At 72.5% G+C, this 11,855-nt stretch carries 9 protein-coding genes and 4 pseudogenes; 3 read left to right on the top strand and 10 right to left on the bottom strand.

All coding sequences use genetic code 11. The features are described 5' to 3' along the window. The 4 genes and pseudogenes from I53_RS20495 to I53_RS20480 form a co-directional block, all read right to left on the bottom strand. The coding region (locus tag I53_RS20495) for an NAD(P)-dependent oxidoreductase (RefSeq protein ID WP_043354115.1) at positions 1–793 on the bottom strand (793 nt) is incomplete at its 3' end. Positions 794–894: 101 nt separating this feature from the next. Next, on the bottom strand, positions 895–1,806 hold the full coding sequence (locus I53_RS20490) for a LysR family transcriptional regulator (RefSeq protein WP_043354113.1): 912 nt from the start codon (positions 1,804–1,806) through the stop codon (positions 895–897). Continuing rightward, positions 1,803–3,043, bottom strand: a pseudogene (locus tag I53_RS20485) (amidohydrolase family protein). The gene I53_RS20490 and the pseudogene I53_RS20485 overlap by 4 nt, the downstream one beginning before the upstream one ends. 37 nt (positions 3,044–3,080) lie before the next feature. Then, the gene (locus I53_RS20480; RefSeq protein ID WP_043354111.1) at positions 3,081–3,530 is read right to left on the bottom strand and encodes an Lrp/AsnC family transcriptional regulator; all 450 of its coding nucleotides are present in this window, start codon (positions 3,528–3,530) and stop codon (positions 3,081–3,083) included. 148 nt (positions 3,531–3,678) lie between these two features. On the opposite strand from I53_RS20480, the gene alr reads away from it, so the two are divergent. Beyond that, complete coding sequence (alr, locus tag I53_RS20475; protein WP_043354110.1) at positions 3,679–4,812, top strand: alanine racemase; 1,134 nt, start codon at positions 3,679–3,681, stop codon at positions 4,810–4,812. 8 nt (positions 4,813–4,820) lie between these two features. Then, positions 4,821–6,080 carry a D-amino acid dehydrogenase gene (locus I53_RS20470; protein WP_043354107.1) on the top strand — a complete coding sequence of 420 codons (1,260 nt, stop codon included), beginning with the start codon at positions 4,821–4,823 and terminating at the stop codon, positions 6,078–6,080. 221 nt (positions 6,081–6,301) lie between these two features. Here the strand turns inward: I53_RS20470 and I53_RS34135 are convergent, their stop codons facing one another. The 6 genes and pseudogenes from I53_RS34135 to I53_RS32685 form a co-directional block, all read right to left on the bottom strand. Further along, complete coding sequence (locus tag I53_RS34135) at positions 6,302–6,523, bottom strand: hypothetical protein (protein WP_043354105.1); 222 nt, start codon at positions 6,521–6,523, stop codon at positions 6,302–6,304. Positions 6,524–6,810: 287 nt separating this feature from the next. After that, positions 6,811–7,902, bottom strand: coding sequence for a chemotaxis response regulator protein-glutamate methylesterase (locus I53_RS20460; RefSeq protein ID WP_043354103.1), 1,092 nt, complete (start codon positions 7,900–7,902; stop codon positions 6,811–6,813). Continuing rightward, positions 7,899–8,747 (bottom strand): protein-glutamate O-methyltransferase CheR, encoded by an 849-nt coding sequence (locus tag I53_RS20455; RefSeq protein WP_043354100.1) that lies wholly within the window; start codon positions 8,745–8,747, stop codon positions 7,899–7,901. Before I53_RS20455 ends, I53_RS20460 begins: the two co-directional genes overlap by 4 nt. A 14-nt stretch (positions 8,748–8,761) precedes the next feature. Then, positions 8,762–9,208, bottom strand: a pseudogene (locus tag I53_RS31590) (chemotaxis protein CheW); the annotation flags it as partial. A 140-nt stretch (positions 9,209–9,348) separates the two neighbouring features. Next, positions 9,349–10,564, bottom strand: a pseudogene (locus I53_RS32690) (methyl-accepting chemotaxis protein); the annotation flags it as partial. A 353-nt stretch (positions 10,565–10,917) separates the two neighbouring features. After that, positions 10,918–11,265 carry a hypothetical protein gene (locus I53_RS32685; protein WP_043354096.1) on the bottom strand — a complete coding sequence of 116 codons (348 nt, stop codon included), beginning with the start codon at positions 11,263–11,265 and terminating at the stop codon, positions 10,918–10,920. Between I53_RS32685 and I53_RS32680 the strand changes: the two are divergent. After that, positions 11,264–11,855: pseudogene (locus tag I53_RS32680) on the top strand (autotransporter domain-containing protein); the annotation flags it as partial. The gene I53_RS32685 and the pseudogene I53_RS32680 overlap by 2 nt on opposite strands.

The raw sequence follows: 11,855 nt of genomic DNA, 5'->3' as shown, positions 1-11,855 counted from the left end.
TCACCTCGGCGGAGAGCGGCAGGTCGATCCCGCATTCGGCGGCGAGCTCCAGGGCGAGGCGCACGTCCTTGCGCATCAGGCCGGCCGAGAAGCCGCTGTCGAAGGTGCCGGACTGGACCCAGCGCGGGACTATGACCTCGCTGATCGCGCTGCGGCCGGTGGCGGTGTTGACGACCTTGACCGCCTCGTCGGCCGAGAGGCCCGCGGCCTCCGACAGGCGCAGGGCCTCGCCGGTGGTCACGAGATGGGCGGCCACCAGCAGGTTGTTGACGAGCTTGACGATGTTGCCGGCGCCCGACGGCCCGACATGCGGCGCGCGGGCCGACATGGCCTCCAGGACCGGCCGGGCCAGGGCGTAATCCGCCTCCGCCCCGCCGACCATCATGGTCAGGGTGCCCTCGGCGGCGCCGGACGGGCCGCCGCTCACCGGCGCGTCGAGGAGCGCGTGGCCGGCCGCGGCGAGGCGCTCGGCCAGGCGCCGGGTGGTGCCGGGATCCGAGGTCGAGGTGTCCACCACCACAACCTTCCGGTCGGTCCGGGACAGGAGGCCGCCCTCCGCGGTGACCACCGCCTCCACGTCCCGCGCCAGCGGCAGCGAGAAGACCAGGGCGTCGGCCGCTTGCAGGACCTCGTTGAGGGTGTTGCGTGTCGCCACGCCGGCGGCCTCCGCAGCCGGGCGCCGGGCCGGGCTGAGGTCGTAGCCCAGGACCGTGAAGCCCTTGCGGGCCAGGGTCGTGGCCATGCCCAGACCCATATTGCCGAGCCCGACGACCCCTACCGTTGCGATGGTCATGCCGATCCGTCCTCACGATGCGGCACTATCGTTCCGGTAATCGAGCGTTGCGACAACAACCGATTTCTGCACGATGCGTGCGGAATTCAGCACGGTCCCGGTCAGGCCGGCGGCGGCCGGAACGCCACCATGTGGTCGGCCAGCCAGCCCAGCAGCCGGGCCGCCCCCTCGGGCAGCCGTCGCCCGGCCCGGATGACCAAGTGGGCGCTCGCCTCGGACAGGATGGCGTCGCGCAACGGCACCGCGTCCAGGAGGTCGGCGCGCAATTCGGCCGCGACCACGAAGCGGGGCAGGAAGGCCACCCCCATGGCCGCCATGACGAAGCGGCGGTGCAGCTCGAAGGACGCCGTCTCCAGCCGCGGCACCAGCCGGAACCCGCCATCCGCCTCGACGCGGCCGAGGAGCTGGCGCACCCCGTGGTCGGGCGGCAGCAGGGCGGCCGGCTCGGTGGCGAAGCTGCGCAGGGGAACCGGCGCCGACCCATTGGCGAGGGGGTGCCCCTTCGGCAGGACGGCGAGCAGGGGCTGCCGGGCGGAGACGACGCCGCGGACATCCGGATGCGCGGGCGGATTGTAGACGAGGCCGATATCCGCCTCACCCCGCGCGATCGCCGCGAGGATGCCGTCGGTGGTGCCGATCTCGACCTGATAGGCGATGCCCGGATGGTCCTGCGCGAAGCCCGCGAGGGCGTTGTCGAGGAGGTCGATCAGGAAGCCGGCGCCGCAGCGCAGGCTGATCGTCCCCCGCTGCACCCCGCGCAGGCGCTTGAGCTGGTCCTCGAGGAGCGCCGCCTCGTCGGCCTGTCGCTGCGCGTGCTCGGCGACCAGACGGCCGGCCTCGGTGGGGACTACGCCCCGGGGCAGGCGTTCGAGCAGGGTCTCGCCGACCTGCGCTTCCAGCTCGATGATCTGCCGACTGACGGCCGAGGCGGCGACGTTCAGGCCCTCGGCGGCGGCCCGGACCGAGCCCGCGCGCACGACGGCGAGGAGATAGCGCAGGGCGCGGTCGTTCACGGCGGCGGGCCTCCGGCGGCCGCACCGTGCCGGTCGATCGCGACGGTCCCCCGCGCCACGACGAGCACGGGCGCCTGGCGCTCGACGATCACCTGGGGCACGCCGCCGGCGCGGAAGGCGATCAGGTCGGCCCGGGCCCCCGGCGCCACCACGCCCGGGCCCAGCCCCAGAACCTGCGCCGGGACGGTTGTGACGGGGTCGAGCAGCGCGGCGAGCTCTCCGTCGGTGCGGAGATCGAACCGGTAGGCGGCGAGCTGGGCGCGGTCGACCATGCCGGTGACCGTGGCGGGATTCCAGCAGTCGCGGACATTGTCGGTGCCGAAGCAGACCGGGACGCCGAGGTCCCGCAGCCGCGGAATCGGCGGGCACCGGCGCCCGCCCGGCACGCTGCTGAGGATCGCGACGCCGGCCCGGTTCAGGCCTTCCGCGATCCGGCCGAGTGGAGATCGTCGGCTTCCGCGAGGGGGAAGGCGTGGCTGATCGTGACCCGCCCGCCGAGGCCGGCCGCCGCCGTGCGGGCCGCGATCGCCGCGATCGTGTCGAGGCCGGCTTCGCCGCCGTCGTGAAGGTGGATGTCGATGCCCCTTCCGTGACGCTCGGCCAGGGCGAAGACGATGTCCAGGTGACCGTCGCGATCGCCGTCGATGCCGACGGGATCGAGGCCGCCGACGAGATCGGCACCCATCCGCAGGGCCTCGTCCAGGTCATCCGCGACCGGCGGGCATCCCAGGATCCCGCTCTGCGGGAAGGCGACGATCTGGATCTGCATCCGGTCGGACCAGCGCGCCCGCAGGTCGAGGATCTGGGCGAGGTGGTCGAGCCGCGTGACGTCGTCGATGTCGACATGGGTCCGCAGGCTCGTCGTGCCGCCGCGGAGCATGCGTTCGAGGAGGGCCTCGGCGCCCTGCGCGGCGAGCGGCACCCGCGTGGTCCGGCGGAAGGCCTTCTCGTCCGCGATGATGGCGCGGACGGATCCCTGCGCCCGGTGGGGGCGCCAAGCGAGGCCGAGCAGGCACTTGTCGAGGTGGACGTGCCCGTCCGCCAAGCCCGGCAGCACCAGGGCGCCGCCGAGGTCGATCGTGCGAGCGGCAGGGGGCAGCGGCGCGCCGGGATCGTGCAGGACGGCCACGCGGCCGTCCCGGATGTCGATGGTCGCCCGGCGGCCTTCGGCGAGCGTGACATCGCGCAGGCGCAGGTCGCAGGGGACTACCGCGTCAGAACCGGGACTCGACGTCATGCCGGGGCTCCTCTCGCATCCTGATCCGCGGCGGCCATCAGAGGGGCCGGCCCGCCGCCACGACGGTCCGGATGGCGAAGCTCGATTGCAGCCGGGCCACGCCGGGGAGACGCGACAGGACATCCTTGTGCAGCCGCTCGTAATCGGCCGCGTCGACCACCTTGAGCTTGACCAGGTAATCGGCCGTCCCGGTCATCAGATAGCAATCCTGCACCTCGGGACAGCGCCGGACGGCCGCCTCGAAGCGGTTGAGGTAATCCTCGGTCTGGCGGTCCAGGGTGAACTGCGTGAGCACCACGAGGCCCGGCGCGTCGGCGCCGCCGCCGATCAGCGCGGTGTAGCCCCGGATGATCCCGGATTCCTCCAGCAGGCGCACGCGGCGGTGGCAGGCGGAGGCGGACAGGCCGATTGCGGCGGCGAGGTCGGCATTGCTGATCCGGCCGTCGACGCGCAGGGCCTGGATGATGCGGCGGTCGATCTCGTCCACGGCGGGTCACGAAGGATCTTCGAAATCGCCGTAGGAAATTGCACGAGCCGCCAATCGTCGCAAGACGCTTCGACACATCGCACGCCTGTTCGACGATCCTCCGTATAGCTTGGCGGCAGCGCATCAGGGAGCCGCCCCGGGGGTCGCCATGAGCAGGATCGATCGCGATCACCGGCCCGATGCCGGTCCCGCAGGCACGGCAGCCGCGCTCCTGACGATCGACCTCGGGGCCATCGCCGACAATTACCGTGCCCTCGCGTTGCAGGCCGGGCCGGCCGTCTGCGCGGCGGTGGTCAAGGCGGACGCCTACGGGCTCGGCGCCGACCGGGTGGCGCCGGTCCTGGCCGCCGCCGGCTGTCGGCACTTCTTCGTGGCGCAGGTCGGCGAGGGCGTCGCCCTCCGGGCGATCCTCGGCCCCGGCCCCGTGATCGCCGTGCTCAACGGCGCCTCCCCGGGCAGCGAGGCGGCCTGCGCGGCCCACGACCTCGTCCCCGTCCTCAACGACCGGTCGCAGCGCAACGGCTGGCAGGGTCTCGCCCGGCGCCTGGACCGGCGCCTGCCCGCGATCCTCCAGATCGATTCCGGCATGGCCCGGTTCGGCTTCGCGGCCGAAGAGGCCTGCGCGCTCCTCGACGCGCCGGACGCGCTCGCGGGCCTCGACCTGCGGCTGGTGATGAGCCACCTCGCCTGTGCGGGCGAGCCGGACAGCCCCGTCAACGCGGCGCAACGCGCCGTCTTCGAGGTCGTCCGGCGGCGCCTGCCGGCCGTGCCCGCGAGCCTCGCGGCCTCGTCCGGGATCTTCCTCGGGCCGGACTTCCGGTTCGACCTGGTGCGCCCCGGCGCCGCCCTCTACGGGATCGCCCCGCAGGCGGACGCCCCGAATCCGATGCGGCCGGTGATCGGTCTGCGGGCGCGGGTGATGCAGACGCGCAGCGTCCCGGCCGGAACCCCCGTCGGCTACGGGCACGCGGCGACCGTCGGCCGGGACAGCCGCCTCGCCACCGTGGCGATCGGCTACGCGGACGGGTTCTTCCGCAGCACCGCCGGTGGGGCGGCCTGGTTCGGCGGCACGCGCCTGCCCGTGGTCGGGCGGGTCTCGATGGACAGCCTCGTCCTGGACGTCACCGACCTGGCCCCCGGCACGATCGGGCCGGGGGCGCTCGTCGACATCATCGGGCCGGAGCGCGACGTCGACGCCGTCGCCGCGGCGGCCGGCACGATCGGCTACGAGGTCCTGACCAACCTCGGCCACCGCTTCCACCGCGTCTATCTCGGAGCCTGAGGCCCGCCATGAACGTCCTCATCCTCGGCGGCGGCGTCGTCGGCGTCACCTCGGCCTATTACCTCGCCCGGGCCGGCCATCAGGTCACCGTGCTGGAGCGCCAGCCCGGCGCCGGCCTGGAGACCAGCTTCGCCAATGCCGGCCAGGTCTCGCCGGGCTACGCGGCGCCCTGGGCGGCCCCCGGGATCCCCGTGAAGGCGCTCAAGTGGCTGATGATGCGGCACCGCCCCCTGGTGCTCTGGCCGCGCCTGGAGCCCCGCCTCTACGGCTGGCTCACGCGGATGCTCGCCAACTGCACCGAGGAGGCCTACCGGCGGAACAAGGGCCGCATGGTCCGGCTCGCCGAGTACAGCCGCGACGTGCTGCGCGACCTGCGCACCGAGACGGGCATCGCCTACGACCACCGGGAGAAGGGCACGCTGCAGCTCTTCCGGACGCAGAAGCAGCTCGACCATGTCGGCGACGATACCCGCGTCCTCGACGCCTACGGCGTGCCCTACACGGTTCTGGATCCGGCGGGCTGCATCGCCGCGGAGCCCGCGCTCGCGGCGGTGCCGGACGTGTTCGTCGGCGGCCTGCGGCTGCCGGGCGACGAGACCGGCGACGCGCACCTGTTCACGCAGCGCCTCGCCGCGATCTGCGAGGGACTCGGCGTCACCTTCCGCTACGGGACGGCGATCGCGCGCCTGCACCATGCCGGCGACCGGGTAACGGCGGTGGAGACCGCCGATGGTGAGCTCCTGCGGGCGGAGGCCTACGTGGCGGCGCTCGGCAGCTACACGCCGGCCCTGCTGCGCCCCCTCGGGATCGCCCTGCCGGTCTACCCGGTGAAGGGCTATTCCCTGACCCTGCCCATCGCCGATGCGGCCGCCGCCCCGGTCTCGACGGTGATGGACGAGACCTACAAGGTGGCGATCACCCGGCTCGGCGACCGCATCCGCGTCGGCGGCACCGCCGAACTCGCCGGTTTCAGCAGTGCCCTGCGCCTGCCGCGCCGCGAGACCCTCGCGCGCTCGGTGCAGGACCTGTTCCCCGCGGGCGGCGACCTCTCCCGGGCCGCGTTCTGGACCGGCCTGCGGCCGATGACGCCGGACGGCACGCCGATCGTCGGGGGCACGCGGATCGCGAACCTGTTCACCAACACCGGCCACGGCACCCTCGGCTGGACGATGGCCTGCGGCTCGGGCCGCCTGCTCGCCGACCTCGTGTCCGGCCGGGCCCCGGAGATCGCGAGCGACGATCTGGCGCTCGACCGCTACGCCGCGTGAGCCGGCCGGGCTTTCCGCGCCGCGTGGTCACGGAGGTGCCGGCACGCGGCGCCCTGGGGACGTGGCGCACGGGCACAGCCTCGCCCCGTCCTGCGCCGGGCCGGCCCCGACCCTGCCGGCGCCGAAGCGGCCGCCGCGAGTGGTCGCCGCGAGAGGTCGCGAAGCCCTGCCACGGGCCTGCCCAATGATTCGGCACTCTTCGCGACACGACCGCAAGTTGATTACATCGCGTTCATGAAGCGCCGATGTCCGACATCACCGGACGACTTCACAACGGCCTGAGCAACCCTTCGCATCCCGTCGAGTTTAGGATCTGAACCAACGATCCGGGTGCGCAGATGAGTTTCATCGTCGTACAGGGCAGGGAAGATCAAGAGCAGGCGGATGCCGTGCTCAGAGGCGTCGCCGACGGGCTGGCCAGCCTGTTTCCCGTGCCCGATCATCCGCCCGGTGTTCAGGACCTGCTGGATGCCCGGACACAGGAGGCCGGCATCCGCGCAGGCAGCATCGCAACGTCGAGCGGGCGGAGTACGAAGCGCGCGAAAGCGGGTGCGCGCCGCGGCGGGGATATGGGGCCGCCTCCGGCCCGCGCCGTGAAGACGGCTCCCGCCGGGGCGCTGCGCGGATCGCCTCCGCAATACAGCCGCACGCGGGCGCGCCGGGCGAGATCCGAGGCGAAGTCCGAGCGTCGCGACCAGTCCTGAGCCCGAGGCCGGCGGTCACACCGGCCTCAGCGCGGCCCCGCCACGGTCAGGCCGAACCGCCGGATCTCCCCGGGCATCTGCTCGAGCGGCAGGATCTTGGCGGCCGCGCCGCGGTCGATCGCCTCCTTGGGCATCCCGAACACCACGCAACTCGCCTCGTCCTGCGCCACGGTCTGCGCCCCGGCCCGGCGCATCTCCAGCAGGCCGTTGGCGCCGTCGTCGCCCATGCCGGTCATCAGGATGCCCAGCGCGTTCGCGGCCGCCGCCCGGGCGGCCGACCGGAACAGCACATCGACGGACGGGCGATGGCGCGCGACAAGCGGACCGTCCTTCACCGACACCGCGTAGCTGCCGCCCCGGCGCTCGACCATGAGGTGCCGCCCGCCCGGGGCGATCAGGGCCCGGCCCCGCAGCACCGGATCGCCGTCCTCCGCCTCCTTGACGGTGATCGCGCAGAGCCCGTTCAGGCGCTTGGCGAAGGCCGCCGTGAAGTGCTCCGGCATGTGCTGCACGATGACGAGGCCGGGGGACTCGGCGGGCAGCACCTCGAGCACGTCGCGCAGGGCTTCCGTCCCGCCCGTCGACGCGCCGATGCAGACGATCCGGTCGGTCTCGACCACGACGCGTCCGGGCACGGGCGGCGGCAGGACGACATCGGCCGAGAGCTTCGCTTCGACGAGCTGTCGCGGCGGCCGGCTGCCGCGCAGCTTGGCCCGGGCGGCCGCGCGCACCGCGTCGCAGACCCGCACCGTGGATTCGAGCAGGAACTGGCGGGTGTCGACCCGCGGCTTCGGCAGTACGTCGACGGCGCCCGCCTCCAGCACCTCGAACAGGATCCGGGAACCCGCCTCGGTCAGGGTCGAGCAGACGATCACCGGGAGCGGCTTCTGCGCCATGATCTTGCGCAGGAAGGTCAGGCCGTCCATGCGCGGCATCTCGAGATCGAGGATGATGACGTCCGGGATCTCCTCCTGGATCCGGCGGGCGGCGATGAACGGATCGGCCGCGGTACCCAGGACCGCGATGTCGGGCGCCGTCTCCAGGATGCCGCACAGGGTCTGGCGGACGGAGGCCGAGTCGTCGACGATGAGGACGCGGATCGGTCTCGATGCACTCACCGGCCGGAATCCCTCAGCTTGCTGAAGACGGTCGAGGACATCTGGTCGAGGCCCGCCACGCCGACGCCCGCCATCGATTCGGAATGGCCGACGATCAGGTATCCGCCGGGGCGCAGGTGCCCGGCTAGGCGTGCGACCACGGCCTTCTGGGTCGGCTTGTCGAAGTAGATCAGCACGTTGCGGCAGAAGACGAGATCGACGTCCCGGTCGATCGGGTAGCTTTCGTCCATCAGGTTGAGCCGCTGGAACCGCACCCGGGCGCGCAGCTCGGGCACGATCCGCCCCTCGCGCCGGGCCGGATCGCGCGCGACCATCACGTAGCGCCGCCGCAGGTCCGGCGGCACCGCCTCCAGCATCTCCTCCGGGTAGATCGCCGTCCGGGCGCGGTCGAGCACCTCCGAGGAGATGTCGGTCCCGAGGATGGCATAGCGGAACCGGTCGGCGGCCATGTCCTGCAGGACCATCGCCAGCGTATAGGCCTCCGCCCCGGTCGAAGCCGCCGCGCTCCAGACCTTGAGCAGCGGCCGGTCGCCCCGCGCCGCCAGCCGCGGGACGATCGTCGTGCGCAGCAGATCGAAATGCGCCGGCTCGCGGAAGAAGTCGGTCTTGTTCGTCGTCACGCAGTCGACGAGGTGCGGGAACTCGTCCGCGAGATGGCCCGCCTCGAACAGGTGGTGGCCATAGGCCTCGAGGGTCGGAAGATCGAGGGCGCGCATGCGCTTGCGCAGCCGGCCCTCGACCATGGTGCGCTTGGCCGGCGGCAGCTGGATGCCGGCATGGTGCTGGACGAGGTCGGCGACCGAGCGGAAATGCCGGTCGCTCAGGTGACCCGGATCGGTCTCCATGGTCCCGGGTCCGCTCAGGCGGCCTGGGGCGACGCGGCGAGCGCGGGCCCGTCGCCGTCCATGAGCGCGACGAGGTCGAACACCACCACGAACGCCTCGCCCCGGCGGCCGATCCCGGCGATGTAGCGCGCGTTCCAGCGGCCGCCGACCTCGGGGGCCGCCTCCATCTCGGTCCCGTCGAGTTCCGTCACCTCGATCACCCGGTCGGCCACGAACCCGACCCGGAGCGCCCGGCCCGGCATCGGCACGTTGAGCAGGATGATCCGCGTCGCCGGCGTGCGCGCCACGGGCGGCAGTCCGAGCTTGGTGCGCAGGTCCACCACCGGGTAGCTCTGCCCGCGCACGTCGATCATGCCGAGCAGGAAGGCCGGCGCCTGCGGCAGGGCCGCCGGGACCCGGTAGTCCAGGATCTCGTGGACGTGCTCGACGTCGATCCCGAAGGTCTCGGCGCCGAGACCGAGGGTCAGGTACTGCCACACACTGGACATGCAGAGTCTCCGGATGGACTGCGACGCGCGCCGACGGCAGGATCCGCGCGGGGACGAGCGCCGCGCGGATCCGGGCCTCGCCCGACAGGTCGGGCGACCTGTCGGGCGAGATGTCAGGCGACGCGGGTGAAGGCGGCGTCCTGCGCGTCGCCCTCGCCCATGTCGAGGGCGAAGCCCCCGGCCGCGGCCGGGTTGCGCCCCCCCGCCCGCTTCGGGCTCCGCGAGCGGATCGCCGCCGAGGGCGCGCCCATCCGCGTTGCCGTCGCGCGCAGCCGCGTCACCGCCTGATCGACACCGCCCAGAGGGCCGACCGGTGCGGCCCGCCTCGGTGATGCGGAAGTAGGCGATCGTCGCCTGCAGCTTCTCGGCCTGGGTGGCCAGTTCCTCGGAGGTGGCCGAGACCTGCTCGGAGGCGCTGGCGTTCTGCTGGGTCACCTTGTCGAGCTGCTGGATCGCCTGATTGATCTGGCCCGAGCCGACATCCTGCTCGCGGCAGGCGGCGGTGATCTCCTCCACCAGGCTGGCGGTCTTCTTGATGTCGGGCACGAGCTTGCCGAGCATGTCGCCGGCCTGCTGGGCGGCCTTGACGGTGTCGGACGACAGCGTGCCGATCTCGGCCGCGGCCGCCTGGCTGCGCTCGGCGAGCTTGCGCACCTCGCTGGCCACCACCGCGAAGCCGCGGCCATGCTCGCCGGCCCGGGCCGCCTCGACGGCGGCGTTGAGGGCCAGCAGGTCGGTCTGGCGGGCGATCTCCTGCACGATGGTGATCTTCTGCGCGATGGTCTGCATGGCCTCGACGGCGCGGCCGACGGCGACCCCGCTGGCCTCCGCGTCCTGGGCCGATTGCCGGGCGATCGTCTCGGTCTGGCTGGCGTTCTCGGCGTTCTGCTTCACGTTGGCGGCCATCTCCTCCATCGAGGCCGAGGCCTCCTCGGTCGAGGCCGCCTGCTCGGTCGAGCCCTGCGACAGCTGCTCGGCCGAGGCCGACAGCTCCTGGGACCCCGCCGACACGTTGCTCGCCGCCGCGCTCGCCTCGGCCACGACGGCGCGCAGCTTCGTCAGCATGGTCTGCAGGGCGATGCCCATCGTGTCCTTGTCGGAGAGCGGCCGGGCCTCAACCCTGAGGTCCCCCTGGGCGATGGCGTTGGCGAGCGCGGCCGTCGCGTTCAGGTTCTCGGTCATGCGGCCCATGGCCCCCACCAGGTCGCCGAGCTCGTCGTTGGAGGTGACCTTCGCGGTCTGGCTCAGGTCGCCCATCGCCACCGCGTCGGCGAGGGTCACGGCGCGGCCGAGGCCACGGGAGATCGAGAAGGCGAGCCAGGTGGCGATGCCGAGGCCGAGGAGGAGCGCCGCCGCAACGGTGGCGAGCAGGATCGTCTGGCCCTCGCTCGCATCGGCCTTGGCCCTGCCGACGGCGTCGATCATGCGGCGGTTCTGGAATTCGGCCAGCGCGTCGAAGGCCCGGTTCGCCGCGAGGCTCAGCGTCGCGTATTCGCCGGAGGCGAGGTCGGCGGCCTTGACGGCGGCCCCCGTCTCGATGGTCGCCAGCGCCTTCTGGAACGAGGCCGACCAGGCGGCGTATTTCTGGCGCACCCCCTCGGTCGAGATGCCCTGCGCGGCGCTCGCGCGCAGGAGGTCGTCCATGGCGTGCGCGACCTCATCCCGCACCTGCTTGGCCGCGTTCACCCGGTGCTCCAGCACTTCGAGGGTCGTCGCACCCGTTCGCCGATTGAAGCTGTCCCCCAGGCCCGCTCCATGCGGATCTGGAAGCCGGCCGCAGACTGGCCAAGTTCGTCACCCGATGTCTCGCCCGAGCGGCCCTTGGCCAAGGTGTCGAGTTCCGAACGGAGCGCCGCCGTCGCCGGCCGACCCGTCGTGTTGATCTCGGCCCAGGTCCTGACGCCGGAATTCTGCTTCGTCAGATCGATGATCTTCCCGGCCAGGGCGCGCTGCTTCTCGTACTTGTCGGACAGGTCATCCAGCAGCCGCTTGCCCTCATCCGCATCGCCGCGCGCTTTGGGGGTTGGCATGACATTTCGATATGGCGTCTCGATCGTGGCGTTGGCGGTCGCTGCCTTCGGACCGGGCGCGCAGGCACAGACGGCCAACACGACCGCTTCGGACGTCAACGTCCTCAATCTGCTGGCGCCGTACCTGACGCTCAACACGACGGCGACCGGTCAGCAGACGCTGCAGCTCAACCTGGCGCAGTCGATCGCGATCAACACCGCCGCGGGGCTCGCCCAGCAGCAGTTCGCGATCAGCGACAAGAACCTGCTGGGCTCGGCGCGCAACGACCTGTCCTCGGCCGGGCTCGGGACATACGGCGTGGCTGCAAATCTCGCGGGCGGCCTGCCGGCCCAGACGCCGATCAACGGCATCGTTCCGCAACAGCTCGTCGGCGGCCTGGGTGCCCAGCTCGGCCCGATCTACCAGCGCGGGGTCGAGCAGGGCGCGAGCGGACCCCTGGGCAGCGTGGTCAATCTGCTGGCCGGTGCCTACGGTTTCACAGGCAACAACCTGGGCGTGGCCAAGAACTACTATGCCAACGGCGCGGCCAACAATCCGAGCGTGACCCCGGCCAACTACGTGGCGGTGCCGGCCGTGGCGCCGGCGGGCT

This window comes from Methylobacterium sp. B1 (genome assembly GCF_000333255.1).
GTDB lineage: Bacteria > Pseudomonadota > Alphaproteobacteria > Rhizobiales > Beijerinckiaceae > Methylobacterium > Methylobacterium fujisawaense.
This window is presented reverse-complemented; position numbering and strand designations above follow the sequence as displayed.

Excerpts from the sequence above, each read along its gene's own strand:
- alr (WP_043354110.1), top strand. The coding sequence starts at position 3,679 with ATGAGCAGGATCGATCGCGATCACCGGCCCGATGCCGGTCCCGCAGGC.
- I53_RS20470 (WP_043354107.1), top strand. The coding sequence starts at position 4,821 with ATGAACGTCCTCATCCTCGGCGGCGGCGTCGTCGGCGTCACCTCGGCC.
- I53_RS34135 (WP_043354105.1), bottom strand. The coding sequence starts at position 6,523 with ATGATCGGGCACGGGAAACAGGCTGGCCAGCCCGTCGGCGACGCCTCT.
- I53_RS20455 (WP_043354100.1), bottom strand. The coding sequence starts at position 8,747 with ATGGAGACCGATCCGGGTCACCTGAGCGACCGGCATTTCCGCTCGGTC.
- I53_RS32685 (WP_043354096.1), bottom strand. The coding sequence starts at position 11,265 with ATGCCAACCCCCAAAGCGCGCGGCGATGCGGATGAGGGCAAGCGGCTG.